Origin of the sequence: Leifsonia sp. EB34 (assembly GCF_041260585.1) — a bacterium.
GTDB lineage: Bacteria > Actinomycetota > Actinomycetes > Actinomycetales > Microbacteriaceae > Leifsonia.
Window position 1 is genome coordinate 155456 of sequence record NZ_JBGCCV010000003.1, and the last position, 26695, is coordinate 182150.

25 protein-coding genes are annotated in these 26695 nt (G+C 72.7%); 18 read left to right on the plus strand and 7 right to left on the minus strand.

Features of this window, described 5'->3' with window-relative positions; all coding sequences use genetic code 11:
• Window positions 1-35 precede the first annotated feature (35 nt).
• Genes ABIA36_RS17845 through ABIA36_RS17875 form a run of 7 tightly spaced genes read left to right on the plus strand, consistent with a single transcriptional unit; the run spans window position 36 to window position 9425 of the window.
• Window positions 36-2828 (plus strand): MMPL family transporter, encoded by a 2793-nt coding sequence (locus ABIA36_RS17845; RefSeq protein ID WP_369963914.1) that lies wholly within the window; start codon window positions 36-38, stop codon window positions 2826-2828.
• A gap of 12 nt (window positions 2829-2840) precedes the next feature.
• Window positions 2841-4757: a YhgE/Pip domain-containing protein gene (locus ABIA36_RS17850; protein WP_369963915.1), complete on the plus strand. Its 1917-nt coding sequence runs from the start codon at window positions 2841-2843 to the stop codon at window positions 4755-4757.
• Between the two features lie 45 nt (window positions 4758-4802).
• On the plus strand, window positions 4803-5507 hold the full coding sequence (locus ABIA36_RS17855) for a TetR/AcrR family transcriptional regulator (RefSeq protein ID WP_369963916.1): 705 nt from the start codon (window positions 4803-4805) through the stop codon (window positions 5505-5507).
• Window positions 5504-6226: a hypothetical protein gene (locus tag ABIA36_RS17860; RefSeq protein ID WP_369963917.1), complete on the plus strand. Its 723-nt coding sequence runs from the start codon at window positions 5504-5506 to the stop codon at window positions 6224-6226. The genes ABIA36_RS17855 and ABIA36_RS17860 overlap by 4 nt, the downstream gene beginning before the upstream one ends.
• The gene (locus ABIA36_RS17865; protein WP_369963918.1) at window positions 6223-8118 is read left to right on the plus strand and encodes a YhgE/Pip family protein; all 1896 of its coding nucleotides are present in this window, start codon (window positions 6223-6225) and stop codon (window positions 8116-8118) included. Before ABIA36_RS17860 ends, ABIA36_RS17865 begins: the two co-directional genes overlap by 4 nt.
• A gap of 51 nt (window positions 8119-8169) precedes the next feature.
• Window positions 8170-9015: a metallophosphoesterase gene (locus ABIA36_RS17870; protein WP_369963919.1), complete on the plus strand. Its 846-nt coding sequence runs from the start codon at window positions 8170-8172 to the stop codon at window positions 9013-9015.
• A complete protein-coding gene (locus ABIA36_RS17875; RefSeq protein WP_369963920.1) occupies window positions 9012-9425 on the plus strand; it encodes a DUF3052 family protein in 414 nt (137 codons plus the stop codon). Before ABIA36_RS17870 ends, ABIA36_RS17875 begins: the two co-directional genes overlap by 4 nt.
• 73 nt (window positions 9426-9498) lie before the next feature.
• Here ABIA36_RS17875 and ABIA36_RS17880 read toward each other — a convergent pair whose 3' ends face one another.
• Window positions 9499-10152 (minus strand): TrmH family RNA methyltransferase, encoded by a 654-nt coding sequence (locus ABIA36_RS17880; protein WP_369963921.1) that lies wholly within the window; start codon window positions 10150-10152, stop codon window positions 9499-9501.
• Between the two features lie 100 nt (window positions 10153-10252).
• Between ABIA36_RS17880 and ABIA36_RS17885 the strand changes: the two genes are divergently transcribed.
• From ABIA36_RS17885 to ABIA36_RS17895, 3 genes are all read left to right on the plus strand, one after another.
• The gene (locus ABIA36_RS17885) at window positions 10253-10858 is read left to right on the plus strand and encodes a DUF1214 domain-containing protein (RefSeq protein WP_369963922.1); all 606 of its coding nucleotides are present in this window, start codon (window positions 10253-10255) and stop codon (window positions 10856-10858) included.
• Window positions 10855-11517 (plus strand): DUF1254 domain-containing protein, encoded by a 663-nt coding sequence (locus ABIA36_RS17890; protein ID WP_369963923.1) that lies wholly within the window; start codon window positions 10855-10857, stop codon window positions 11515-11517. Before ABIA36_RS17885 ends, ABIA36_RS17890 begins: the two co-directional genes overlap by 4 nt.
• Window positions 11518-11680: 163 nt before the next feature.
• Window positions 11681-12442, plus strand: coding sequence for an HAD-IIA family hydrolase (locus ABIA36_RS17895; RefSeq protein WP_369963940.1), 762 nt, complete (start codon window positions 11681-11683; stop codon window positions 12440-12442).
• A 31-nt stretch (window positions 12443-12473) separates the two neighbouring features.
• On the opposite strand, the gene ABIA36_RS17900 is transcribed toward ABIA36_RS17895, so the two are convergent.
• Window positions 12474-15662, minus strand: a complete 3189-nt coding sequence (locus tag ABIA36_RS17900; RefSeq protein WP_369963924.1) for a septum formation family protein — start codon at window positions 15660-15662, stop codon at window positions 12474-12476.
• Window positions 15663-15727: 65 nt separating this feature from the next.
• The gene (gene pyrE, locus ABIA36_RS17905; protein WP_369963925.1) at window positions 15728-16285 is read right to left on the minus strand and encodes an orotate phosphoribosyltransferase; all 558 of its coding nucleotides are present in this window, start codon (window positions 16283-16285) and stop codon (window positions 15728-15730) included.
• 56 nt (window positions 16286-16341) lie between these two features.
• On the opposite strand from pyrE, the gene ABIA36_RS17910 reads away from it, so the two are divergent.
• Entirely contained in the window at window positions 16342-17187 is an 846-nt protein-coding gene (locus ABIA36_RS17910) for an exodeoxyribonuclease III (RefSeq protein ID WP_369963926.1), read from the plus strand.
• Window positions 17188-17278: 91 nt separating this feature from the next.
• The gene (locus tag ABIA36_RS17915) at window positions 17279-17740 is read left to right on the plus strand and encodes a hypothetical protein (protein WP_369963927.1); all 462 of its coding nucleotides are present in this window, start codon (window positions 17279-17281) and stop codon (window positions 17738-17740) included.
• A gap of 84 nt (window positions 17741-17824) precedes the next feature.
• Here ABIA36_RS17915 and ABIA36_RS17920 read toward each other — a convergent pair whose 3' ends face one another.
• Entirely contained in the window at window positions 17825-18040 is a 216-nt protein-coding gene (locus tag ABIA36_RS17920; RefSeq protein WP_369963928.1) for a hypothetical protein, read from the minus strand.
• 121 nt (window positions 18041-18161) lie between these two features.
• Between ABIA36_RS17920 and ABIA36_RS17925 the strand changes: the two genes are divergently transcribed.
• The 5 genes from ABIA36_RS17925 to ABIA36_RS17945 all read left to right on the plus strand — a co-directional run bounded on the left by ABIA36_RS17925 (window position 18162) and on the right by ABIA36_RS17945 (window position 22710).
• A complete protein-coding gene (locus ABIA36_RS17925) occupies window positions 18162-19016 on the plus strand; it encodes an ABC transporter ATP-binding protein (RefSeq protein ID WP_369963929.1) in 855 nt (284 codons plus the stop codon).
• A 105-nt stretch (window positions 19017-19121) separates the two neighbouring features.
• Window positions 19122-20159 carry an aliphatic sulfonate ABC transporter substrate-binding protein gene (locus ABIA36_RS17930; RefSeq protein ID WP_369963930.1) on the plus strand — a complete coding sequence of 346 codons (1038 nt, stop codon included), beginning with the start codon at window positions 19122-19124 and terminating at the stop codon, window positions 20157-20159.
• Between the two features lie 7 nt (window positions 20160-20166).
• Window positions 20167-21048 (plus strand): ABC transporter permease, encoded by an 882-nt coding sequence (locus tag ABIA36_RS17935; protein ID WP_369963931.1) that lies wholly within the window; start codon window positions 20167-20169, stop codon window positions 21046-21048.
• A gap of 131 nt (window positions 21049-21179) precedes the next feature.
• Window positions 21180-21647 carry an SRPBCC family protein gene (locus ABIA36_RS17940; protein ID WP_369963932.1) on the plus strand — a complete coding sequence of 156 codons (468 nt, stop codon included), beginning with the start codon at window positions 21180-21182 and terminating at the stop codon, window positions 21645-21647.
• A gap of 43 nt (window positions 21648-21690) precedes the next feature.
• Window positions 21691-22710, plus strand: coding sequence for a helix-turn-helix domain-containing protein (locus tag ABIA36_RS17945; RefSeq protein ID WP_369963933.1), 1020 nt, complete (start codon window positions 21691-21693; stop codon window positions 22708-22710).
• On the opposite strand, the gene ABIA36_RS17950 is transcribed toward ABIA36_RS17945, so the two are convergent.
• From ABIA36_RS17950 to ABIA36_RS17960, 3 genes are all read right to left on the minus strand, one after another.
• Window positions 22707-24425, minus strand: coding sequence for a hypothetical protein (locus ABIA36_RS17950; RefSeq protein WP_369963934.1), 1719 nt, complete (start codon window positions 24423-24425; stop codon window positions 22707-22709). The two genes, ABIA36_RS17945 and ABIA36_RS17950, sit on opposite strands and share 4 nt — an antisense overlap.
• Before the next feature lie 161 nt (window positions 24426-24586).
• Window positions 24587-25486, minus strand: coding sequence for an SDR family NAD(P)-dependent oxidoreductase (locus tag ABIA36_RS17955; protein ID WP_369963935.1), 900 nt, complete (start codon window positions 25484-25486; stop codon window positions 24587-24589).
• A 55-nt stretch (window positions 25487-25541) separates the two neighbouring features.
• Window positions 25542-25709 carry a hypothetical protein gene (locus tag ABIA36_RS17960; RefSeq protein ID WP_369963936.1) on the minus strand — a complete coding sequence of 56 codons (168 nt, stop codon included), beginning with the start codon at window positions 25707-25709 and terminating at the stop codon, window positions 25542-25544.
• A gap of 195 nt (window positions 25710-25904) precedes the next feature.
• On the opposite strand from ABIA36_RS17960, the gene ABIA36_RS17965 reads away from it, so the two are divergent.
• Window positions 25905-26695, plus strand: a 791-nt coding sequence (locus ABIA36_RS17965) for a DUF6421 family protein (RefSeq protein WP_369963937.1), incomplete at its 3' end; no start/stop codon positions are given.

Below are 26695 nucleotides of genomic sequence, written 5' to 3' on the forward strand. Positions count from 1 at the left end.
GTCGCGAAGCTGAGCACAGCTCTACATTGGCCCCGATGTCGTCGCTCCTGTACCTGCTGGGGCGCGCCGCGTTCCGGGCGCGCAGACGCGTGCTCGCCATCTGGCTCGCAGCGCTCGTGCTGCTCCTCGGCGGGGCGGCGCTGCTGAGCAACGGGACGGACAACACCTTCACCATCCCCGGCACCGAGTCGCAGCAGGCCCAGGACGCGCTCGCGCGCACCTTCCCGCAGGTCAGCGGCACCTCCGCCCAGCTCGTCGCCGTCGCGCCGAAAGGCACGGACGTGCACGATCCGGCGTTCCAGTCGGCGGTGGAGTCGTCGGCGGCGGCGATCGCGAAGATCCCGCAGGTGACCTCGGCGTCCTCGCCCTACAGCGGGCCGTCGACGGGCAACATCGCCGCGGACGGGTCGGCGGTCATCGTGCCCGTCCAGCTCTCGGTCGCGCAGACCGCCGTGCTGCCCTCCACCTTCGACGCGCTGCAGAAGGCGGGCAGCGACCTGGAGGCCGCCCTCCCGAAGGGGTCGCAGGTGGCGGTCGGCGGCCAGCTCTTCTCCCAGTCGGTCGCCGGGATCAGCGTCACAGAGCTGCTCGGCATCGTGGTCGCCTTCGCAGTCCTGATCGCGACGTTCGCCTCGGTGATCGCGGCGAGCCTCCCGCTCATCACGGCGTTGCTCGGGGCAGGACTGTCGCTGTCGCTGATCTTCGCGGCGACGCACTGGCTGACCATCGCCTCCACGACGCCGCTGCTGGCGCTCATGCTCGGGCTGGCGGTCGGGATCGACTACGCGCTGTTCATCATCTCCCGCCACCAGGAGCAGCTCAAGCACGGGATGGCGCCGGAGGAGTCCGCGGCGCGGGCGGTCGCGACGGCCGGGTCGGCGGTGGTGTTCGCGGCGGTGACGGTGATCATCGCGCTGGTGGGGCTGAGCGTGGCGGGGATCCCGTTCCTCACGACGATGGGCGTCGCCGCGGCGCTCGCGGTGACGATCGCGGTGCTGATCTCGATGACGCTGACGCCGGCGCTGCTGGGGTTCGCGGGCATGCGGGTGGTGGCGAAGCGGTATCGCGGGGGCGCCAAGGCAGGCAAGGGACAGCCGCACGAACCTGCGAAGCCGACCGGGGAGCAGCCCGCGCAGCCACCGCCACCGCCCTCCCCCGTGCGCCATCCGATCGCGGGCTTCTGGGTCCGCCTGGTCACGCGTATCCCGATCCTCACCGTCGTGCTCGTCGTGGGCCTGCTCGGCCTGGTCGCGCTCCCGGCCGCGTCCCTCCGCCTGGCGCTGCCGGACGCCGGCTCCCTCGACGAGCACGAGCCCGCGCGGATCGCCTACGACCTCATCGCCGAGCACTTCGGTCCGGGCTACAACGGGCCCCTCATCGCGACCGGCTCCGTGATCGGCAGCACCGATCCGGTCGGCCTGATGAACGACCTCGGCGCCGAGCTGAAGACCGTCCCCGGGGTCGCGGCGGTCCCGCTCTCCACGCCCAACGAGCCGGGGGACACCGGGATCGCGCAGGTGGTCCCGACCGGCGCGCCCGACTCGGAGGCGACGCAGGCGCTCGTGGCGAAGCTGCGGTCGATGCACGACCACTTCCAGCGCGAGTACGGGATCGACCTCTCGATCACCGGGTACACGGCGGCGGGCATCGACATCTCCTCCCGGCTCGGCGGGGCGCTGCTGCCGTTCGCGCTCCTCGTCGTCGGGCTCTCGCTGGTGCTTCTGGCGATCGTGTTCCGGTCGATCGTGGTGCCGGTGACGGCGGCGCTCGGCTACCTCCTCAGCATCGGCGCGGCGTTCGGGGTGACCAGCCTGGTGTTCATGAGCGGCTGGCTCGCGGGACCGCTGGGCGTCGCGCACGTCGGCTCGATCATCAGCTTCATGCCGATCATCGTCATGGGCGTGCTGTTCGGGCTGGCGATGGACTACGAGGTGTTCCTCGCCAGCCGGATGCGGGAGGAGCACATCCGGGGCGCCGACACGACGGCCTCCGTGCACCAGGGCTTCCAGGGGTCGGCGAAGGTGGTCACGGCCGCGGCCGTCATCATGTTCGCGGTGTTCGCGGCCTTCATCCCGGGCGGGGACGCACAGATCCAGCCGATCGCGCTCGGCCTGGCGGTCGGGGTCGCGGTGGACGCGTTCGTGGTGCGGATGACGCTCATTCCGGCGGTGCTGGTGCTGTTCGGGAGGGCGACCTGGTGGATGCCGCGCTCGTGGGACCGCGCGCTGCCGGTGCTGGACATCGAGGGCGAGGGCGTGCAGGCGGAGCTGGACGCGGCCGGGTGGCCCGAGCCGGGGACGAGGTACGCGCTGGCGGCGGAGGGCGCCCGGGCCGGCGAGTCCGGGCCGCTCGACGCGCTGGTCCCGCCGGGCGGCGCGATCGTGGTCACGGGGCCGGGGCACACGGCGCTCGCGCTGGCCATCGCGGGACGCGCGCCGCTGACGGCGGGGCGGGTGAAGGTGGACGGCCTGCTGCTGCCGGTGCGACGGTCGTCGGTGCGGGCGCGGGCGGCAGTCGCGCGGCTCGACCGGTCGGCGGACGCGGTGGCGGCGGTGCGGGATGCGGCGGAGGGGCGGCCGGCAGTCGTCGTCGTCGATGGCGCGGAGGCCGTGGTCGGGGAGGAGCGGCGGCGGCTGGCGGCGGAGTTGCAGCGGGCCGCGGACGCGGGGGCCGCGGTGGTGCTGGCGGCCGAGTCGCCGGAGGGGGTGGCGGAGCTGCTGCCGGTTCCGAAGCCCCCGCTACCGCACCCCCGCCACGCTCAGCCCCGACCACCCACCCCCGACTCCCGCGGCGGCGACGCCGCGCTCGACTCGCACCTTCCCACCTGACGGGAGCGCATCATGACCGATCCATCCGCCGGCCGGGCGCCGTTCGGCGCGCGCGCCGGGACCGAGCGCACGCGTGCGATCACGCTGATCGGGCTCGCCCTCGCGCCCCCGTTGGTGGTGACCGTGCTCGGCTGGGGGCTGTTCTCGCCCGTCCAGCACCTCGACCGCGTGACCGCGGCGGTGGTCAACGACGACACCCCGGTGACCCAGAACGGCAAGACCATCCCGCTGGGGCGGCAGTTCGCCGGGTCGCTCATCGCGGGCGCCTCCACCGTGTCCGCCTCCGGGAGCACGAGCCCGACGGAGGCGCCGCCGTCCACCGACGCTACGAACTTCACGTGGGTGCTGACCAACGACAAGGATGCGGCGTCCGGGCTGGCGAGCGGGGAGTACGCGGCGGTGCTCACCATCCCGTCGTCGTTCTCGGCGGACGCGACCTCGATCGGCGGCGCCGCGGCGAGCGCGAAGCAGGCGACGGTGACGGTGCAGACCAGCCCGGCCTCGGCGCTGGTCGATCCCGCCCTGGCGGCGGCGGTCACGCAGGCGGCGACGGCCGCGCTCGACCGGCAGCTCACCACGCAGTACCTGCAGAACGTCTACGCGGGATTCAACACGATCGACCAGCAGATCGGGTCAGCTTCGTCGGGTGCGGCCTCCCTGTCGTCCGGTGCGGCGACGCTCGCGCAGGGAACGCAATCGCTGGCGAGCGGGTCAGCCACCCTGGCGACGGGCGCGCAGTCCCTGGACGCCGGCGCCCAGTCGCTCGCGTCGGGGCTCGGCACCCTGAGCGACAAGGCGCAGCCGCTGCCCGCCCAGACCGAGCAGCTCGCGGCCGGGTCGGCGGCGCTCGCCGGGGCGGCGGACCAGGCGTCGGCGGGGGTGGGCTCGGCGACGACCCAGTTCGCGCAGGTGGTCGCGCAGCTCTGCGCGACCGGTCCGGCGGTGCTCTGCACGCGGGCGACGGCTGCGCTCGGCACGCTGCAGCAGGCGAACAGCGGCCTGTCGGCGTTCGCGCAGGGCTCGAACGCCGTCGCGTCCGGCAACGCCGCCCTGGCGAGCGCGATGCCGGCCCTCGTCGGCGGGATCGACGCGTCCGCGTCGGGGGCGTCGCAGGTCGCCTCCGGTGCGGCGCAGACGGCCTCCGGGGCCGCGTCGGTGAGCTCGGGCGCCGCGTCCGCCGCGACCGGAGCGAGTCAGACGGCGGAGGGCGCGGCCCAGCTCGCCTCGGGGCTGGCGCAGGCGACTCAGTCCATCCCCAGCTACAGCGACAGCGACATGACGACGCTGTCCGCCGTCGCCGCGCAGCCGGTCGTCGCGGTCCAGAAGGCTCCGCCGACGGGAGTGGGGACACTCCCGCTCTACGCGATCCTCGCGCTCTGGCTCGGCGGGATGGCGACCGCGCTCGCCCGGCGGGCGGTGCCGTCGCGGATGCTGCTCACGACGACGCCCTCGGCGCTGATCGCGCTGCGGTCGGCCGGGATGGTGGCGCTGATCGGGGCTGTGCAGGGCGTCGTCGTCGCGGGCGCCACGCAGTTCGGGCTCGGCCTGCGCCCGGATGTCTGGCTCGGCTTCGCGCTGGCCGCCGCCGTCATCGGGGCGGTGTTCGGGCTGCTCAACCAGGCCCTGGCGGCCGCGTTCGGCGGCGTCGGGCGGCTGGTGGCGCTCGTGGTGGGGATCGTGGCGCTCACCGCAGGGCTGTCGTCGACCGTGCCCGCGGCCCTGGCGTCGCTCGCGGCCTCCCTGCCGACGGCGCCGGCCCTGGCGATGCTGCGCGCGGCGGCGGGCGGCGACGCGGGATCGGCGTTCGGTGCGACCGGACCGCTGCTGGTGTACGCGGTCGGGGCGCTCGCACTGACGCTGGCGGCCGTCGCGGCACGGCGCAATGTGCGCGTGCCGACGGTCTCGGGCGGGAGGGCGGTCGCGGCGTGATCGCTTAACTTGCACACTCGTGTGCAAGAAGAGTACGATCGTCGCATGCCCACCACCCCTGCGCCCACCTCCGGCGCGCCCGCACGCGCACCCCGGCGCGACGCGACGGCGAACCGGGAGGCCCTCCTGGTCGCCGCCGCCGCAGCGCTCAACGAAGACATCGACGCCTCGCTCGAGGCCATCGCCGCCCTCGCCGGGCTCAGCCGTCGTGCGGTCTACGGCCACTTCGCCAACCGCGACGAACTGCTGATCGACGTCTTCACGCGCGGCGCCGCCCGCCTGGCCGCGCTGCTCGACCCGGTGTCGCACCCCGACGCCCGCGTGGAGATCGCGCTGTTCGGCGCGACGCTCTGGGCCGAGGTCGAGCACATCCGGGTCAGCGCCGCCCTCGCCGTGCGCGGGCCGCACCGCGAGCTGGTCGGCACCGCGCTCGACCCGGCGCGCGAGCGGCTGCGCGACACGGTCGGCCGTGGCATGGCGGACGGCACCATCCGCACCGACCTCGACAGGGAGACCGTCACGCGGCTCATCGAGCACGCGGCCGTGTCCGTGCTGGACGAGGCGACGCGCGCGAAGGCGTCCGACCGCGACGGGCACCGGCTGGTCATCCTGGCGGCGTTGTCCGCGGCGGGAATGGGCTGGCGGGAGGCCGGCGAGCTGCTGGCCGCGACGCCGGAGCTGTCGTTCGACACGGTGCAGGGGGCTGCGCGGACGACCCCGGAGGGGACACCGGAGGCGACCACCCGATGAAGATCACCCTCGACTCCGTGGCCAAGGGCCCGCGCGACGCCGCCCTCCCCGCGACCTGCGTCTCCTTCGAGACCGGCCAGGCCACCCTCTGCCGCGCCGAGACCGAGCAGCGGCCGACCGTGCTCGGGCTGATCGCCTCCGGGCGGATGCGGCCCGACAGCGGGTCGGTCACCATCGACGGCCGCGCCGACTTCGGAGCGATGCGTCGGCGCATCGCGCTGGTGGACGCCCCCGACGTCTGCGAGCCGGCCTCCGATGTCACGGTGGCCGGGATCGTCGCCGAGGAGCTCATGTTCGCCGGTCTCGCCTCCCACCCGCTCGCGGTGCGCCGCCGGCTGGCCGAGCTGGGCGCTTCCCCGTACGCCCGGTACGCGATCGGGACCGTGCCGCCGACCGTGCGCATCCGCCTCCTCACCGAGTTGGCGCTGCTGCGCGCCGGGGTGGAGGGCGTCGTGATCGTCTCCCCCGACCGGCACGGCGGCGACCCGGTGGAGTGGTGGCGGTTCGCGCGCGAGCTCGCCGCGCGCGGCATCGCCGTGCTCGTCGTGGCGGGCGACGCCTCCGCTGCGGCGATCGCCGCCTCGGCGCTCGTGTCGCGGCAGTTCGCCGGCGACGACGACGCCGCTGACGCCGCCCACGCCGCACCTCAAACCTCAGAAGAAGACCCGGGCCGGGACGACACCGACGAGCTCCCCGACCTGATCGTGGAGAATTCATGAAGATCCCCCAGATGATCGCGGCCGAGTTCCGCCGCCTGACCGCCAGCCCGATGTCCATCGTGGCCCTCATCGCCCTGATGTGCGTCCCGGTGCTCTACGGCGGCCTCTACCTCTGGGCGAACCAGAACCCGTATGCGAACCTCGACCGCATCCCCGCCGCCATCGTCGTGGACGACACCGGCACGACCGTCGACGGCAAGGCCGTCAACTACGGCAGCCAGGTCGCCGACCAGCTCATCACGGACGGCTCGTTCCAGTGGCACCGCGTCGCCTCGAGCTCCGCAGCGTCGGGTGTGGACGACTCGAAGTACGACTTCAGCATCACCTTCCCGTCGGACTTCTCCACGGCGCTCGCCTCGGCCTCCGGGACGACGCCGCAGCGCGCCATCGTCACCCTGACGACCAACGACACCAACAGCTACCTGGCGTCGACCATCGGCACCCAGGCGGCCGAGAAGATCCGCACCTCCATCGTCAAGCAGGTGAACGAGGAGGCCGCTCAGCGGTTCCTGCTCGGCCTCGCGGACATCCGCTCCAGCCTGGTGAAGGCGCAGGGCGGCGCCGCCCAGCTCGTGGACGGCAGCGCCAGCGCCCAGAGCGGGGCCGCCCAGCTCGCCGACGGCACCGCCCAGCTCGCGAGCGGGTCGCAGACGCTCGCCGGCAAGCTCGGCGACCTGTCCTCCGGCGCGGCCCAGGTCCGCGACGGCGCCGCCCAGGTCAGCGCGGGCGCAGCCCAGGTCTCGGCCGGCAACGACCAGCTCGCGGCGAAGGTGACCCAGGCCAGTCAGGCCGCGGCGCAGCTCGCCGTCCAGGCCCCGGCGGCCGGGCAGCAGCTCATCGCGCAGCTCCAGGCGGCCCACGTCGACCCGGCCGTGATCGCACAGGTGGAGGCCGGCCTCGGCGGCATCGACCAGAAGGTCCAGGCCGGCAACACGCAGATCCAGTCGGCGGTCGGGCCGGTGAACCAGCTCGCAGCGGGCTCCCGCCAGGTCGCGGCGGGTGCGGCTCAGGTGTCGTCCGGGGCGTCCCAGGTCGCCGACGGCGCGTCCCAGGCACAGGCCGGCGCCGCCCAGCTCGCGAGCGGCGCGGCCTCGGCGGCGACCGGCTCCGCCCAGCTCCGCGACGGTCTCACGACCCTGCACAACGGGGCGACGCAGCTCCACGACGGCCTCACGCAAGGCGTCGCGCAGGTCCCGGACAACTCTCCTGCTCTGCAGAAGAAGCAGGCCTCCACGATCGCCGACCCGGTGAACCTGAAGAGCGACTCCGTCACCTCGGCCGGCACCTATGGCGCGGGCCTGGCGCCGTTCTTCGTGGCGCTGGCGGGCTGGATCGGCATCTACGCGCTGTTCCTCATCGTCAAGCCGGTGTCCCGGCGCGCGATCACCGCCCTCCACTCGCCGGTGAAGATCACGCTCGCCGGCTGGCTCACGCCGGGGCTGCTCGGCGCGGTCCAGATGATCGGGCTGTTCGCGATCGTGTCGGGGGCACTCGGCTTCGGCATCCACAACCCGCTCGGCATGTTCGGGATGATGGCGCTCGCGTCGGTGACGTTCGCCGCGATCATCCTCGCGCTCAACGTCTGGCTTGGCAGCGTGGGGCAGTTCCTCGGGCTCGTGCTCATGGTGCTGCAGCTCGTCACGGCGGGCGGAACGTTCCCGTGGCAGACGCTGCCGGGGCCGCTCGCGGCGCTCCACCACGTGCTGCCGATGTCGTATGCCGTCGACGGCATCCGTCAGCTCATGTACGGCGGAAACCCCGCGATGGCGTGGGCCGACGCGGGCGTGCTCGCGGTGTGGATGCTGATCGCGCTGCTGGCGTCGGCGGTCGGGGTGACGCGGATGACGCACTTCCGGACGCTGCGCGACCTGCGACCGTCGCTGATCGGCTGACCCGGCCCGGCCCACCCCGGGGCGTCGGACCGTGGCGCTAGGGTGGGCGGCGTGACCGACCGACTGCGGATCCTGCACCTCAGCGACACCCACCTCTACGGCGACGGCCGCCTCCACTACGGGCTGGTCGACACGCTCGCGGGGCTCGACCGGGCGCTCGCCCGCGCCGGCGAACTGCGGGCTGTCGACCTGGTGGTGGTGTCGGGCGACCTGTCCGACGACGGGAGCGCGGCGTCGTACCGGCTGCTGCAAGAGCGGCTGGAGCCGTGGGCCGCGGAGCGCGGCGCGGTCGTCGCGTACGCGATGGGCAACCACGACCTCCCCGGTGCGTTCGAGGAGGTTCTCGGGGAGCGGGAGCGGGTGTTCACCGTGGGCGGTTTCCGGGTCGTGACCGTCGACACCACCGTCGCGCGGGCCGGTTACGGGCGGATCGGGGACGACCGACTCGAGCGGCTCCGGGAGGCGCTGGCGGCGCCCAGCGCGAACGGGACGATCGTGGTGCTCCACCATCCACCGGCCCCGCCGACGACGGGACTGTTCGAGACACTGCGGCTGATCGACCCGGCTCCCCTGCTCGAGGTGTGCTCGGCGGGGGATGTGCGGCTGATCCTGGCCGGCCACTACCACCACGCGCTCGTCACGTCGGCGGGTACTCGGGGCATCCCGGTCGTCGTGGCCCCGGCGGTCGCCAACACGACGGACGTGCTCTGGCCGCCGCCGCGGGAGCGCGCCGAGCGCGGGGCCGGGTTCGCGCTGGTGGACCTGTCCGCGGACGGGACGGTGCGTGCCCACGCCGTGCGCGCCCCTGCGGCCGACGACGGCGAGACGGTCTACGACCTCGACGCGGAGGCCATCGCGCGGATCGCGGCGGACGCCGGCTGGCAGGGCGCGTCATGAGCGGCGCCGGCTACTCGGGCACGCCGCTCTGGAAGAAGCTCGGCCTCAAGCCCGGGATGCGCGCCCAGCTCCTGCACGCCGACCCGGGCTGGGCGGTGCCCGTGGAGGACGGCCCGTCGGACGTCGAATGGCTCGCGCCCTCCTCGACCGAGCCGGCCGGGCTGATCGTCGCGTTCTACCGCGAAGCCGCCGACTACGTGGCCGAGCTGGACGCGCTGGCCCCGCGCATCCACCCCGCCGGGATGATCTGGGCGGCCTGGCCGCGCAAGGCCGCCGGCCACGTCAGCGACCTCGACGAGAACCTCATCCGCGACACCGCGCTCGCCCGCGGCCTCGTCGACGTCAAAGTCGCCGCCCTGTCCGAGGACTGGTCCGCCCTCAAACTCGTCATCCGCCGCACCAACCGCTGACCCGCAGCCATCTCTTCCTCACTTTCTCCCGCCTCCGCGCGGCGTGTTGCGGGAGAAAGTGAGGAACGGATGGCTACTCGAAGGGGACGTGCTGGAGGATCCAGGCGTGCATGGCGACGGCGGCGGCGGCCGAGGCGTTGATGGAGCGGGTGGAGCCGAACTGGGAGATCTCGACGACGACGTCGGCGGCGGCCAGGGCCGCGGGTGAGAGGCCGGGGCCCTCCTGACCGAACAGCAGCACGCACTCGCGCGGCATCCGGTAGGTCTCGATCAGCACAGAGCCCGGCACGTTGTCGACCGCCACGATCGGGAGGCCGGCCTCCCGCGCCCAGGCGACGAACGCCTCCACGTCGTCGTGGTGGACGACGTGCTGGTAGCGGTCGGTGACCATCGCACCCCGCTTGTTCCAGCGGCGCCGGCCGATGATGTGCACGGTGTCGGCGGCGAACGCGTTGGCGCTGCGCACGATGGAGCCGATGTTCATGTCGTGCTGCCAGTTCTCGATCGCCACGTGGAACGGGTGGCGGTGCTGGTCGAGGTCGGCGACCACGGCCTCCATCCGCCAGTACCGGTACCGGTCGATGACGTTCCGGGTGTCGCCGTGCCGCAGCAGCTCGGGGTCGTAGCGCTCGTCGTCCGGCCACGCGCCGGGCCACGGGCCGACACCGTGCGTGGTCAGCTCGGCGGACGGCGGTAGGTCGCTCGGCTGGGGGATCTCCGGACTCACCGACTCAGCGTAACGGGAGCCCTGGCGCGGAACTCGGGCACGACGCGTTCTGCAGAACAGCGTGCTTGCCCCCGTCCAGTTGCCTGCCTAGGGTTTCACCGTGGGCGGACTCCTCCGGTGGCTGGCCGATTCCGGCGTCGTGCAGGGCGTGATCATCGGTGCGACGTTCGCGTATCTGACCACGATCCTGCTGCTGAACGCCGTGGCCCGGTCGGAGACGACCACCGTGAACGGCTGGCGGGCGATCCGACGCGCAGGCCGTCCCGGCACCGGGCTGCTGGTGCGCGCTGCGTTGCAGAAGGCGCTGCCGGTCGTCAACAGCTTCGAGGAGGCAGCGTACTGGACCGCGGACACCGACGCCGCGGGCTCGCGACTCAGCGGCGACCGCGCCTATCGAGTGCGCTTCCCGGCCGACGGCCTCCCGCCGAACGGCGCGTTCTGGTCACTCACCGCGACGGATCCGACGGGCTACATCGTCGATACCCCGGGAGGGCGGTCGAGTATCGGCAGCCGGTCGGGTCTTCGCATGCAGCCCGACGGTTCGGTGGAGATCCTGCTCCAGGCGCGTCAGCCGCCGGATGCCACCCCGAACTGGCTGGCATCGCCCTCAGGGAGATTCTCGCTCATGCTCCGCGCCTACCTTCCGGGACCGGCGATCCTGGACGGCGACTACGAGCTCCCACCTGTCGTCGAGGTGAGGCCGTGAATCGCCTGATCCTGAAATACGCCACCCCGATCACCGTCGTCATTCTCGCGATCTTCGCCTGGGTCGTGTACCGGCGCATTGTGGATGGCGGCCGGGCCGCGATCGTCACCCTCTCCATCGCGGCGGTCGTCGTCTGGGCGGCCGGTACCTTCCTGTTCGTGTTCTTCTGGCCGCGCATCACGGTCGGCGGCTTCAAGCGCGTCTTCACGACGCGCGGCATGGGCGGCGGCCCGATACCCGTGAACACGCTCTACGCCGTACCGGAGAGCGCGTCGCAGTCCGCTTCGGCGGGCACCGTCATCGCCACCGGCGCCGACGACCTCCTGTATCTCGGCGGCTGGCTGGACGTCGCGGCCGGCCCACAGGTGCTGCATGTGCCCGATTCCGGCGGCCGCTACCTCAGCATCCAGTTCACCGATCCCGCCTCCGGCTCCAATTTCGCCTACGTGGGAACCCGGAAGACGGGCACGGGGCCCGGCGATTTCCTCCTCTGCGCCGCCGGTTGGAGCGGCGCGACACCGCCCGGGCTGACGCGCATCGACCTCCCCCATCGCACGGCTCTGCTCGTCGGCCGGGTGTTCGTTGCCGACGACGCCGACCGCGGCGCGGCTTACGCGCTGGCCGAGCAGGTCCAGCTCGCGCCGTACCGGCCGAACTGAGCAGTGCCGCCACTCCCCGGCACCGAGGACGACGGCCGGCACGGCATCTCGACAACCTCCCGAAACCCTCCTGCAACCCCCGGGCAATAAGCTGGTGGCGTCACTTCACCATCGGAAGGGGTCCTGCGTGCGACGCGACGAGATCGAATGCTGGCTGACCGACATGGACGGCGTCCTCGTCCACGAGAACTCCGCGCTCCCCGGCGCGTCCGAGCTGATCCAGCAGTGGCGCGACCAGGGCACGCCCTTCCTGGTGCTCACCAACAACTCGATCTACACCCCGCGAGACCTCGCGGCCCGGCTGCGCGCCTCCGGCCTCGACGTGCCGGAGGAGTCGATCTGGACCTCCGCACTGGCGACCGCCGACTTCCTGAAGTCGCAGAAGCCGGGCGGCAGCGCCTACGTCATCGGCGAGGCCGGCCTCACCACCGCCCTCCACGAGGCGGGCTTCATCATGACCGACACGAACCCGGACTACGTGGTCGTCGGCGAGACCCGCAGCTATTCGTTCGACGCCATCACGAAGGCCGTCCGGCTGATCGGCGCCGGCGCCCGCTTCATCGCGACCAACCCGGACGCCACCGGCCCCAGCGCCGAGGGCCCGCTGCCCGCGACGGGCGCGGTCACCGCGATGATCACCAAGGCGACCGGCGGCATGGAGCCGTACGTGGTGGGCAAGCCCAACCCGATGATGTTCCGCTCCGCGCTCAACCGCATCGGCGCGCACTCGGAGAACACGGCGATGATCGGCGACCGGATGGACACGGACGTCGTCGCGGGCATCGAGGCCGGCCTCCACACCATCCTGGTGCTGACCGGGATCAGCGACCAGGCCGAGATCGACCGCTACCCGTTCCGCCCGGACGAGATCCTGTCGGGCGTGAAGGAGCTGGTCGCGACCGCACCGGTCGAGTCGGACCTCTGAGTCGCAGGCACCGCTGGGCGGACGCGGCGGTTCAGCCGGTCGGCCCCGGTCCCGCCACGGAGGACGTCAGCGGCTGGCCGCTGGAGCGGTTCGCGAAGCAGTAGTACGACCGCTGCCCGCTCTTCCACTGCGCGTCTGTCGCCGGGAACGCGCCCTGCACCTGGAGGTCGGGATACGCGGCGGCGGCGTTCAGGTCGATCACACCGGACGCGGTGCACAGGGTGTTGATCTGCTGCGCGAGCGCGTCGGTCCCCGGGTAGGGAGCGGCCGGGTCGGCGGAGACGAGGTTCGTGTAGACGAGCTGCGCGGCGTGCGGGGCCGTGCAGTCCACGACGGTGAACGTCTCCGCCCAGGGGCCCGTGTACGGCTGGACGCACTCGCCGCCGCCGAGCGTGTTCCACGCGTGCGTGCCCGGACCGACCGCCGCGGCGGGCTTCGGAGAGACCGTAGGAGTCGGGGTGGGCGTCGGCTTCGGGGGCGGGGTCGCCGACGGGGTCGCGGAGGCCGAGGTCTTCGGGGCGGCCGCGGAGGCGCCGAACAGCGACGGGAGGCGCGTGCCCAGCGCGAAGAGGCCAACCAGGACGAGGAGCACGGCGACGGCACCGAGGATGAGGAAGAGGCGCCGGTTGTCGGGGGGTTGCGGGGAGGTGGGTGGGGGTGTGGTCGGGGTGGCGGGGGGCGTCGCCGGGGTGGTGGAGGTGCCGGGGGTCGTCCAGGCCGTGGAGGCGGCGGACGCGGCGGTGTAGGGGGCCGCGTTGGCGGGTGCGGAGCCGGCGGGTGCGGAACCGGCGGGGGCGGCGCCGCTCGCTGCGGCGGTCGGCTGAGGGGCTTCCGGCGGCGCGGTCGTGTCGCGGGCGGCCGCGGCAGCATCGAACGCGACCGTCGGCGTGTCGAGGGCGTCGAAGGCCACCGTGGGCGTCAGGAGAGCGTCGAAGGCGCTCGTCCCGGAACCGACCTGCGGACCCTCCAAGCCGGCCGACGGTTCATCGAAGGCGAAACCTTCTGCGCCCGGCTGGACCGGCGTGGCGTGATGCGCGGCGGCTTCGTGCCGCGGCAGCGCGTCGGACTCCGGCTGAGCTTCCTGCTCGTGCTCGGCCGCGAGCTCGGGGAAGAGGAGGGCGTCCATCCCCAGCGCGGCAGCGGGAAGCGCCGCATCGGCGCCGCTCGGCTGTGGTGCCTGCTCGAGCGGCTCGCCGGGCGATGCAGGCTCAGGGCGCTGGACGGCCTCGCCGAACGTCGACCGCTGTACGCTGCCTGCGCCTTCAGCGGAGGGCTCGGTTCGCCCGGGCTCTGCGGCAGGAAGCGAAGCCTGGTCGGCCTGCCCGTGATCGTCATCGTCGAGGCCGAAGTCGCCGAAGAGCGCGGCGATGCCGTCCGGCTCGTCGGCATCCGGCTCGTGGCCGGCGTCGTCGGATCCGGCAGGCGCGGGAACGTCCTCCGCGCGGTCCGGCGTCGATCCGACGGCGGGTGCGAAGGTGTCCGGGACGGCGGTCGACGCCGCGGCGAGCGCCTCCGCATCGAACGGACTCGTCGCGGGCGAAGGCGGAGCCCCGAGGATCGCCTCGGCCTGCGCGGCTCCGCCGTACGCGAGGGGCGCTGGGCCCGGCTCGACGCGGGGAGTCGGCGTCGGCGCGACATCGAAGGCGTCGCTCGCACCCCCGGCCTCCGCCCAGGCACGCGCCTGAGCCTCGGCCTCGGCACGCGCCGCGGCCTGCTCCTCCGCTCGCGCACGTTCGTAGGCCTCCGCCTGAGCCTGCGCCTCCGCTCGGGCCTGTTCCTCAGCTCGGGCACGCTCGGCGGCCTCCGCCTGAGCCTGCGCCTCAACTCGGGCCTGCTCCTCCGCCTGCGCACGCTGGGCGGCCTGCGCCCGAGCCTGCGCCTCCGCCTCCGCCTGCGCGCGCTCGGCCGCCTCCGCCTGAGCGTCGGCGCGCGCACGCTCCTCGGCCTGCGCCTGTGCTTGGGCGTCGGCTTCCGCCTGCAGGGCGTCCTTGCGCGACAGCGGGGCGGGCGGGATCGGGATGATGCCGGTGGTGTCTCCCAGCAGGGGACGCGGAGCCGGGCGCTCCTCTTCGAACATCCCCAGCAGCGCCGCCAGCCCGTGGCCCTCGATGGGGCCGGTCTGGCCGGTGTCGGACGCGTCCGGCTCGGCCCCGGTGGGCTCGGACTCTGCGGGCTCGGACTCTGTGGGCTCGGACTCTGCGGGCTCGTACGGTGCGGGCTCAGCCGCGGTGGGCTCGGAGGCTGCCGGCTCGGCCGCGGTGGGCTCGGGGGACGTGAAGCCCGGCACGGCCTGATCGGGTGCGCTCGATTCCAGCACCTCGTCGGGGCCGGTGAAGCGGTCGCCGACCTCCGGAGGCTGCGGCATGCGAAGCGCGGCCACGAAACCGGTGGGCTCGAACGGCTGGGTCGGCGGCGCCGCATCGGCGGAGGGGGTCGGTTCGGTCGTCGGCGTGGGTGAAGGCACCGGCTCGGGAGTCCGCGGCGGAGTGGCGACGGCCTCCGGGATCGGCGCAGGCGAAGGGGCCGCGTCCGCCTCCGGGGCAGGCGCCGCATCCGGGCTCGGCGGGGGCGGCGCGGCAAACGTCGGTTCGGTCCCGGCGTCCGGGGCCGTCGTGGCAATCGGTGTCGGGTTCGACGCTGTCGGCTCGACGAAGTTGGAACGGCGTACCGGAGGCGCAGCGTCTTCGCCGTCGACGCCCTCGGCCTCCCCGAACGCGGAGGGGGCTTCGGACTCCGGGCTTTCGCGGGACGTCAGGTTCCAGACGAAGCCAGGGGCGGTCGGGGCGATCGCCGCGGCGTCCGGCAGGCCGCGGTCGCTCTCGTCTGCGGCAGGCTCGGGCGCGTCCGGTTCGCGGAGGAGATCCTCGAACGCCGACGGGGCCGCTCGCGCAGGGCTGACAGGCTCCTCCGGGGTCGAGCCGGGCAGTGGCGCGGGCACGCCGCCCATCGGGGGCGCAGCAGGCTCCACCGGCGCAGCAGGCTCCGCTCGCGCAGCGGGATCTGCTGGCGCAGCAGACACCCGCGGCGCGGCAGACACCGGCGCGGCCGACACGGCATCCGGGGACGACGCCGCCTCCACCGGTTCCGCCCCCGCCGAGTGAGCCCCCGCCGTCTCCGCGTCCGCCGTCTCCGCGTCCGCACTCGGCGCGCCCGGCGCCGGCGGGCGCGTCAGCGGGCGGCCGCCGCTGAGCTGCGCGAGGAACCACTCCGAGCTCCCCACCTCCGGCTCCGTCGGCTGCTCCCGATCCGGTTCCTCCCCCGCCGGGGGTTCGCGGTGTTCCGCCACTACTCCAGCCCCAGGTCCTTCAGGCCGATGGCGGCGAAGTACGGGTAGCCGGCCGCCTCGATGACCTCGCGGGCGCCCGTGTCGCGGTCGACGACCACGGCGACGCCGGCGATCTCGGCGCCGACCTTCTTCAGGGCCTCGATGGCCTTCAGCGGGGAGCCTCCGGTCGTGGACGTGTCCTCCAGGACGATGACGCGCTTGCCCTCGAGGTCGGGGCCCTCGACCTGCTTGCCGCGGCCGTGGTCCTTCGGCTCCTTGCGGACGACGAACGCGTCGTAGGCGAGCCCGCGGGCCGCGCCCTGGTGCAGGATCGCGGCGGCGACCGGGTCGGCGCCCATCGTCATCCCGCCGACCGCGACCACGTCCGGGACGTCCGCGATCAGGTCGATCATGACCTGGCCGATGAGGGGTGCCACGCGGTGGTCGAGGCTCACTTTGCGCAGGTCGACGTAGTAGCTGGCCTTCTTGCCGCTGGTCAGCGTGAAGTCGCCGTGGAAGACCGCCTCGGCGGAGATGAAGTCGATGAGCTGCTGTCGTGCGTCGGTCACGTCTGACATTCTACGGCTAACCCGTTCCGGGCAAGGGGGTCGGCGGTCCCCGATACGATCGGGGCATGCGCGTCGCCACGTGGAATGTGAACTCCATCCGCACCAGAGTCGCCCGGGTGGTGGACTGGATGGTCCGGGAGGACGTGGACGTCCTGGCCATGCAGGAGATCAAATGCAAGCCCGAGCAGTTCCCGTACGAGGCGTTCGAGGCGGCCGGTTACGAGGTCGTCCTGCACGGCCTCAACCAGTGGAACGGTGTGGCGATCGCGGCCCGGCTGCCGATCGAGGACGTCGAGATCGGCTTCCCGGACATGCCCGGGTTCCTCAAGGACCACGACGGCCCCGACCTCCCCAAGGAGGCCCGCGCGATCGGCGCGACGGTCGACGGTGTGCGGCTGTGGAGCCTGTACGTCCCGAACGGCCGCGCGCTCGGCGACCCGCACTACGTCTACAAGCTGGACTGGCTCGCGGCCCTCGCCGCCGACACCCACCGCTGGCTGACCGAGCACCCCGGGGAGCAGCTCGCGCTGATGGGCGACTGGAACGTCGCACCGCTCGACTCCGACGTCGGCGACCCGAGCCTGATCCCTGGCGTCTCCACTCACATCTCGCCGCCGGAGCGTACGGCCTTCGCCGCCTTCGAGAAGGCCGGGCTGACGGATGTGGTGCGGCCGATCGTGCCCGACGGCTACACGTACTGGGACTACAAGCAGCTCCGGTTCCCGCGCAACGAGGGGCTGCGGATCGACTTCATCCTCGCCTCGCCCGCGTTCGCGGACCGGGTGACGGGCGCGAGCATCCACCGCAACGAGCGCAAGGGGGACGCGCCGAGCGACCACGTGCCGGTGTTGGTGGAGCTGGCGGAGGTCACGGGCGACGAGGACGACGACGACCGCCCGATGATCTGGTGAGCCCGAGACAGTGAGCCCGCGACGGTGAACTCGGGAGTATGAACGCGGCCGGCTGATTGCGCCGCGTGCGCCGAGACGGTATCCCGGACTCATGCGCTCCGCACCTCCGCGTCCACAGGCCATCGCCCTCCTCGTCGCCTTCGGCGTGCAGTTCGCTCTGGGGATGCTGCTCAACCTGTTCGTGGAGCTGCCGAAGACCCACCCCGGCAGCAGCGGCGACGAATACTTCTCCCGGTCGTTCACGAGCCTCGGCTGGGCGCTCAGCGGCGGCGCGGGTCCGGCACTCCTCGCCCACGCGGGGCTCGCCCTCCTGCTCGCTCTGGGGGCGCTGGCGCTGTTCATCCGCTGCCTGGCGGGCCGCGTGCGCGGCTGGCGCTGGCTCACCGGCGTCGCGGCGCTCTTCACGGTGGGCGCGTTCTTCAATGGGATGAGCTTCGTGGACTACGGGGAGGACTTCAGCTCGGCGATCATGGCCGGGTGCTGGCTGATCGCGGTGACGCTGCTGGTGACGGCGGTGGCGCGGCGGGGGCCGGAGGTCGCGGTCAGCGTGTGACGGCGGGGGCCGGGAGGGGGACTCGGTCCGGGCGGATGAGGATGAGCGCTCGCGGGGTGCAGGCACCGTGCTGGCACGTAAAGGTCAGGGCAATAGCATCCCGACGATCTCGCCCGTCTCGGCGTCCACGACCGTCAGATTGTGGAAGGTGGGCGCGAACCCCGGGAACGACGGCAGCGGCGGATCAGGGAGGGCGTCCGCGTCAGTGTTCGCCCGTGTGGCGCCGAGAGCGGCCGTGAGAACGAGGACCGCGGCCGCGGACCCGGCGACGATGGTGAGAATGCGTTGCGTCTTCATCATGGCCTCCACTCAGCAGATACATTCCCGATTCTAGATACCACAAGGACCCGCAACCTTTCGTTACGCCGCATTGCGCCCACGCGAGCGGCCGCTGGGCCGCTGTCGATAGCGTCGAAGGACCATGCCCTCCGTCTCCCCCTCGTCCGCGTTCTCCGTCGACTTCGTCGGCGTCGGGCGGGCGTTCGCGGGGCCGCGGCGGCGCGGGGTCGCCCCCTCCGCGCGCACCGTTCTACGGGACGTGTCCCTGAGCGTCGCGGCCGGGGAGGTCGTCGCGATCCTGGGGGCGAGCGGGTGCGGGAAGTCGACTCTGCTGCGGATCGCGGGCGGGCTCGACTCGCCCACCGCGGGCGCCGCGCGGATCGACGGGTCGCCGGTCGCCGGGATCGACGCGCGGTGCGCCGTCGGGTTCCAGGAGCCGCGGCTGCTGCCGTGGCGGTCGCTCGCCGACAACGTCGCACTCGGGCTGCCGCGTGGGATCGACCGCGGCGAGGGGCGCGAGCGGGTCGGGAGGCTGCTCGAGCTCGTGGGACTGGACGGGTCCGCCTCGCTGCGGCCCCGGGAGGTGTCCGGGGGCATGGCGCAGCGCGCGTCGCTCGCGCGGGCACTGGCGCGCAACCCGGGAGTCCTGCTGCTCGACGAGCCGTTCGGGGCGCTCGACGCGCTCACCCGGCTGCGGATGCAGGACCTCCTCCTCGACGTCCACGCCGCCAACCCCGCCACCATCCTGCTCGTCACGCATGACGTGGACGAGGCACTCCAGCTCGCCGACCGCGTCATCCTGCTGGGCCGCGAGGACGGCCGTGACGGCGCGACCATCCGTCGCGTCATCACGGTCCCCGGCGCCCGGCCGCGCGACCGCGGGTCCGCGGCGCTCGCCGAGCTCCGGGCCGAGCTGCTCGACGGGCTCGGCATCGACCGGCACGGGAGGGCGCTGGACGACCACCAGGTGCCGGCCATCGCGCCGTTCCCCTACTGAGCAACCGCGGCGCCGCGGCGCCGCGGCACGCACCGCCGCGGCACCGCACCACACCGCACCGCACGACACCGCACACAGCACCACACCAGACCCGAGAGGCACCCGATGCACCGCAAACCCACCATCCTCGCCGCCGCCACAGCCGTGGCCGCCGCGGCCGCCCTCCTGCTATCGGGATGCGTCGCCGGCGAAGGATCGGCGTCCGGCTCCACGAGCACCGCCGGGGTCACCAAGGGCGGCACGCTCAACATCGACTTCGCGACCTACAACCCGCTGAGCCTGGTCATCAAGAAGGAGGGCTGGCTCGAGAAGGCGCTGAAGAAGCAGGACATCACGGTCAACTGGGTGCAGTCGGCCGGCTCCAACAAGGCCAACCAGGCTCTCCTCTCCGGCGCGATCGACGTCGGCTCCACGGCGGGTTCGGCCGCGCTGCTCGCCCGCGCCAACGGGTCCGAGATCAAGACCATCGACATCTTCTCGCAGCCGGAGTGGTCGGCGCTCGTGGTCGGCCCGAACTCCCCGATCACGTCGGTGGAGGAGCTCAAGGGCAAGCAGATCGCGGCGACCAAGGGCACCGACCCCTACTTCTTCCTGCTGCAGGCGCTGGAGGTCAACGGGCTGTCGGCGAAGGACGTCACCATCCAGAACCTCCAGCACGCCGACGGCTGGGCTGCGCTGCAGAACGGCTCGGTCCAGGCGTGGAGCGGGCTGGACCCGATCATGGCGAACGCGCAGAAGTCCGGGGCGAAGCTGCTCTACCGCAACGTGAAGTTCAACACCTACGGGTTCCTCAACGCGACCGAGTCCTTCCTCTCGTCCAAGCCGGACGTGGCGCAGACCGTCGTGAACACCTACGAGCACGCCCGCGCCTGGGCGCTGAAGCACCCGGACGAGACGGCGAAGATCCTCGCGGACGTCGCCGGCATCGACCCGGCGGTGGCGACCACGGTCATCAGCGAACGCACCAACCTCGGCGTCTCGAACATCCCCGGTGCGGCGCAGCTCGCCGTGCTGAAGAAGGTCGGCCCGATCTTCGTGGAGTCCGGCGACGTGCGCACGCAGGCCGACATCGACAAGGCGCTGGGCAGCCTCCTCGACCCGACCTTCGCGAAGAAGGCCGACCCGAGCGCGATCGGCGGCTGAGCGCGGGATGACGTACCAGAACGCGCCGGACGGCGACGGCCCGCTGATCGTGGTCGGCGGTCCCGGCGGCGGGCTCGCCGCCACCTCGGTCGCCGGGGAGAAGCCACGGACGGCGTCGCTCCGGCCGGGTCTCCTCTCGCGCCGCTGGGCCCGGGTGGTCGGCGGCGCGCTGATCCCGGTCGTGCTGCTCGTCGCCTGGCAGCTCGCCTCGACCTCCGGCGCGTTCTCGTCCTCCCAGCTCCCCACCCCCGCGATGGTCGTGCAGGCGGGCGTCGACCTCGCCCAGCGCGGCCTGCTCGGCCTCTACATCGCGATCTCGACGCAGCGCGTCCTGATCGGCTTCGCCTTCGGCGCGGGGCTCGGGCTGCTGTTCGGAGCCGTCGTGGGGCTGTCGCGCCTCGGCGATGTCCTGTTCAGCCCGACCCTCGGCGCGATCCGGGCGGTGCCGTCGCTCGCCTGGGTGCCGTTGCTGATCCTGTGGTTCAAGATCGGCGAGGACTCCAAGATCATCCTCATCGCGATCGGCGCGTTCTTCCCGGTCTACACGACCGTCGCCGCCGCGCTCCGGCACGTCGACCGGCAGCTCGTGGAGGCCGGCCGCGCGTTCGGGCTCGGCGGGGTGCGGTTGTTCACGACCGTGCAATTGCCGTCCGTGCTGCCGTCGGTCGTGTCGGGGCTGCGGCTGGCGCTCGCCCAGGCGTGGCTGTTCCTCGTCGCCGCGGAGCTGATCGCCTCCTCGATGGGGCTCGGCTTCCTGCTCAGCGACTCGCAGAACAACGGGCGCACCGACCGGCTGTTCCTGGCGATCATCCTGCTCGCGATCCTCGGCAAGCTCACCGACTCGCTCGTCGGGCTGTTCGAGCGGTGGGCCAACCGGCGCTGGGCCTGACGCGAAGCCGGATTCCGGCCCCACGCGCACCACGTCCCACTATCCCCGCCGCCTGTCGAGCCCCTCGCGCGCTCGGCCGTTCCCGCCTAACGTCGGCGCCGAATCCGCAGATCGAAGAAAGGAATCGGCCTATGACCACCGTGACCGAGAGCATCGACGTGAACGTGCCCGTCACCACCGCGTACAACCAGTGGACCCAGTTCGAGAGCTTCCCGCACTTCCTCGACGAGGTGGAGGACATCCGCCAGGTCGACGCCACCACGAACCACTGGCGCGTGAAGATCGGCGGCGTCGTGCGCGAGTTCGACACCGTCATCGCCGAGCAGCACCCGGACGAGCGCATCGCCTGGAAGAGCGTCGCGGGCGACGTCGTCCACGCGGGCGTCGTCACCTTCCACCGCCTCTCCGACGACACCACGCGCGTCACGGTCCAGTTCGACTGGCAGCCGGGCGACGTGCTGGAGAAGCTCGGCGCTGCGCTGGGCGTGGACGACCACGCCGTCAAGAAGGACCTCCGCAACTTCAAGGAGTTCATCGAGGCGCAGCCGGCCGAGACCGGCGCCTGGCGCGAGGACATCGACCGCGGAGGCGTCGCCTGACACTGCGACAGCGGACGAATGGGGTCTGCTAGGTTCTCGCCCCATGAACCCTGGGGAGCAGCCGCCGGACCGGAGAGTCCCGCGGCTGCTCCTCGACTTCGACCAGACGCGCCACCGGTTCACGGAGACGGCGGTCCCGCTCATCTGCACGACCACCGAGTCGCAGACCTTCCGCACGGCCGTGAGCGGCGCGGTCGTCGGCGGCATCGTCTTCAACGCCATCAGCGGGTCGCGGCACACGGTCGAGCAGCCCCACCAGCACGGCGGCAGCGAGACCGGCGCCAACGCGATGATCCACATCCAGCTCACCGGAGAGAGCGCGCTGGAGCAGGACGGCCGGGCCGCCGTGGTGCGCGCCGGTGACATCACCGCGTACTCCGCCGCGCGCCCCTTCCTGCTCGACCACGGCGGCGAGAGCCTCATCGTGCGGATCCCGCACCGCGCGCTGCCGGTCCCAGCGAGCACCATCGACGAGGTCGTGGCGGTGCGGTTCGAGCGCGAGCGCCCCCTCGTCGGCATCATCCACCCGCTCGCCGTCCAGCTCGGCCGCACCGCGCACCGGTTGGAGGGCAGCGCCGGCCGGCGCCTGGTCGAGAGCGCGGTCGGGATGCTCGGCGCCGTCGTGGTGGAGGCGCTCCAGGACCGCGAGAGCAGCACGCGCGATTCGCAGCTCGACGCGGTCATCGAATACATCGAGCTGAACCTCTCCCGGCCCGACCTCACCGTGGCGGAGATCGCGAGCGCCAACTTCATGTCCGTGCGCAAGCTCCACGCGCTCTTCGGGGAGCACGACAGCACGGTCGCGGCCTGGGTGCGGGCCCGGCGCCTGGAGCGCTGCCGGAGCGACCTGGCCGACTCGGAGTTCGGGGCCTTGCGGATCGGCGAGGTCGCGGCGCGCTGGGGGTTCAGGGACGCGGCGCACTTCAGCCGGCTGTTCACGGATCGGTACGGCATGTCGCCCCGCGCCTTCCGAGCCTCCGTCGCGGGGGTGGCAGGGGTCGCGGCACGCGGACGGGTGGCGAGCCCGCGTCCGGACTCGCCACCCGCTGCCGTGCTGCTCTAGCGGCTACGTCCGGTCGACAGCTGCGTCCGCTCGGACCGGCGCTTCATCGCCTGCGCGATGGCGAGCCAGCCGCTCGTCACCAGCAGTACGACGGCGAGCGTCGCCATCTTCCACGCGTTCGTGAGGACGTCGCCCGTCCTCGCGAGGGAGCCGGCCGGCGGGGCTGCGTCCGCTCTCGCCGGGGTCACGCCCTCCTCATCGACCGTGCGGGGGTCGAGGGGCGGCACCGTGATGTCGGTGTCGTCGTCCGTGCAGACGGCTTCCGTCACCGGGTCGTCCTCGCAGACGCCCTCGGTGGTGATGGACGCGGTGTTCACGATGGACGTGCCCGGACTCACGTCGTGGCGGACGTCCGCCGAGACGACGATCTCCCGCCGCTCCCCCACGGCGAGCTCGCCGAGCTCCCACACGAGCGTCGAACCGGACGACGCCGCACTCGGCGCGGGCGAGGACTCCACGAAGTCCAGGTGCTCGGGGAGGGTGTCGACCACGAGCACGTCGGGTGCGGGGATGCCCCCGACGTTGGCTGCGACGAGCCGGTAATGGAGGCGCTCGCCTGCGGTCACGACCGTCCGGCCGTCGTCCTTGGCGATCGACACGGCGGGCAGCGTCACCGGGTCCTGCGGCGGCGGGGGCACCGGCCGGGGGTCCTGCGCGAACGGGACCTCGAAGGCGCCCTCGAACAGGTTGGAGAGGACCGTCTTGATCTGGTCGTTCGCGGCGCGGACCCCGCTGCCGAGCGGCGCACCGCCGCCCAGGGCGTGCGTGAACGTCTTGCGGAAGCCGAGCGTCACCGGCCGGTCGAGCGGCTTCTTCTTCGTGACGTGGATGCTGCCGTCGGGCGAGGTCGTCGCCCCGAGGTAGTCGCCGTAGCCGGGCGTGGAGGTGGCGGGGTCGACCTCGAGGGTGAAACCGCCGAGGGCGTCGGCGTCCGTGAGGGTGACCCGGTCGGCGAACGTGAGGGGATCCGGCCCGAAGTGCGGGGCGGTCTCGAACCGCGCCAGCAGCGCGTCGAGCTCGGCGTGCCGGGCCGGCAGGTCGACGGGCTCCACCACGACCGTGACGCCATCGGGGCCCATGGTCCGCCGATCCACCGAGAAGTCGCTCAACTCGAGGTACGGCAGCGGCTGGGACACGTTGTCCCGCGCGAACAGGTGCCACGCCGCGATCTGCGCGGCGAGCATGATGTCGGACGCCTCGGCGGTGCGGAACGTCAGCGGCTGCGAGCCGTCGGCGGCGAGCTGGAGGCCGCGCTCGGCGGCGAGCTGGAGGCCGGCGTTCAGGATGCGCGAGATCCGCACCGCGGTCTCCTCGGGCACCAGCGTCGCCAGGTCGAAGTACTCGGAGCCGTCGGGCACCCGGTAGTCGACGTGGAGGATGTCGATGCAGACCAGGACGCTCTCCGGGAGGTAGGCGCCCGTGACGGGGTCGCGGCCCAGGAAGTAGTACGGCATCCCGACCACCGGGTCCCCGTTGGCGTGCCGGAGCGCCGGGAGGGGCAGTCCGGCGTGCGCCGCCTCGATCCGGTCGACGTCGAGGCGGACGTGGCTGTAGAGGCCGCCGTAGAGGGTGGGCCTGGTGTCCCAGTCGACGCCGTCGATCACGCCCGGCCCGGCGTGCGCCGCCCGGGGTGCCTCCGTGAGCGCGCCGAGCGCGACGCCCATCGTGACGACGAATGCGATCGCCGCCGTGATCCGTGTTCCGATCCGTTTCATGTTGCGAGCCTTTCGAACGAACGGGCCAGGGTTCGGCCCGCACCCTCAGGCTCGGTGACGCGTGCGGCGCGGAGGGCGGACCGTGCACGGATCTCCAGGTCCGGCCGCGGGATCGGCACGGATCGTCAAGTCGCGGCGACCGGCCGCGTAGCGACCGGCGGTCAGCGCCCGGTGAACTCGTCCATCGAGTTGTAGACCCCGAACAGCCGGCCGGCCACGACGTCCCAGGCGCGGGTGGGGAGGACGCCCTTCAGCGTCTTCGCGAGGCCCACCGACCACGGCAGCATCAGCACCGGCTTGCCCGCCAGCATCGCCCGCCAGACCCGGTCCACCACGTACTCCGGGGTGAGGATCGGGGTGAGCAGCGGCCCGCGGGCGCCCTCGAACATCCCGGTGTCGATGTAGCTCGGCGCGACGGTCGTCACCTTCACATGGCCGTACCCCTGCTGCTCCAGCTCGAGGCGGAGGCTGTCGCTCCAGTTGATGACGGCGGACTTGCTGGCCGCGTAGACGCTCATGCGCGGGTTGGCGAGCGTGCCGGCCGCCGACGCGATGTTGACGATGCGCGCCTCCCGCCGGCTCGCGATCATCCCGCGCAGGAACTCCCGCGTCGTGTACATCGGCGCCAGCGCGTTGACCTGCATGGTCGCGCGGGTGTCGTCGCCGTTGTCGTGCTCCCAGAAGAACTTGCCGCGCACGATGCCCGCGTTGTTGACGAGCACGTCCACGCCGCCGAGCTCCTTGCGGACGGCCTGCGCGGCCTGGGCGATGCCGCCGAGCTCGCGGAGATCGACCACGTACGGGTGGATGCGGGTTCCAGCGGCGCTCCCGCCGGCGGCCGAGCTCGGCGAACCGGCCGCGGCGCCCCAGGCGGTGACCGTGCGCCCGGCGAGCACCTCGGCGCGCAAACGGTCGGTGAGGCGGGTGAGGCCGGCCTCGTCGCGATCCCACAGCACCACGTCGCGGGCGCCCTCCCGGACCGCGCGCTCCGCGTAGAGGAGGCCCATCCCGGAGGCCGCACCGGTGATCAGGACGCGTGCGCCTCGAACCGTTCTCGCCATTCGTCCATCATCTCAGGCGCCCCGGACTCCGGCGAGAGCGCCGGAGTGCAGCTCGTCACGACGGCGGGGTGACCGCCGCCGAGCCGAACCGCGCCACCCACTCGGCGTAGGTGTGATCCTTCCCGATGAGGCAGTCGCAGGAGAGGAGGACCCACTCGCCGGAGCGGGAGGCGAGGATGCGCTCGACGTGCGGAGCGGCCACGGTCTTGGTGCGTGCGTTCATGATCGAGAGAGCCCCGCGCGCGCCGACGATGACGTCCGTGACGTTTTCGTGCGCGATCAGCGCCGCAGGCGCGTGTTTCCGCCGAAACTGTCAAAAAATCGTCCGGTCTTGGCGGTTAGGCTCGGATGAGGGCGCCGGATCGGCGCCCTGTCGCAGTGCCGCGAGCGCGGCCGATCGCACGACGGGAGGTTCGTCATGTCTCAATTCGTCCCGCAGTTCACTGCAGGAGCCATTGTCGGGGAGCCCGAGGTCGTCGAGGACGTCCGCTCGGTTCGTGAGGTCGCGACGCACCCCGTGTGGCTGCGGCTCAAGGAGGCGGCGACCGCCCTCCAGGCGCTGCAGGTCAAGGACGGCTCGGTCGAGCAGGACTCCGACAAGCCCGCCGCCGCCGAGCTCACCGCCACGATCGTCGACGCGGTCGCCGAGCTGGCCCCGTTCTTCCCGCACGACGCCGCCTACCTCGAGGCCCTCCGCCGCGACTTCGGCCGCTGGGCGGATGAGGGCTTCGGCGTGCCCGACTTCCTCGACGCGCTGAATGCGTTCCAGCCGCAGCAGCACCGCGTCGACGGCCTCGGCCACCTCGTGGTGTTCCCGATGTACACGCAGAACGGCAGCACGAACCGGTTCGTGGAGGCCGTGCTGGTGGAGGTCATCTGGCCCGAGTTCGTGGCGGCGCTGGAGGCCGGCGACTACGGCAACAAGCTGTTCGTCGCGCTGCGCTTCGTGGACTTCACCCCGGGCTACGACACCAACTCGGCCGTGCTGTTCCCCGAGACGGTCGCCATGCGCGAGATCCCGTCGTTCACGTGGGGGGCGATCTTCCAGGACCGGGAGGCCGCCCGCTACCGCCGGGTCGTGCGCGCGGCTGCGGAGATCACCAAGCTGGAGTTGCCGGCCGATGCCGCGCTCATGTTGGAGGACCAGCGGCTGACGGAGGAGACGTTCGTGATGTGGGACATCATCCACGACCGCTCCCACATGCGCGG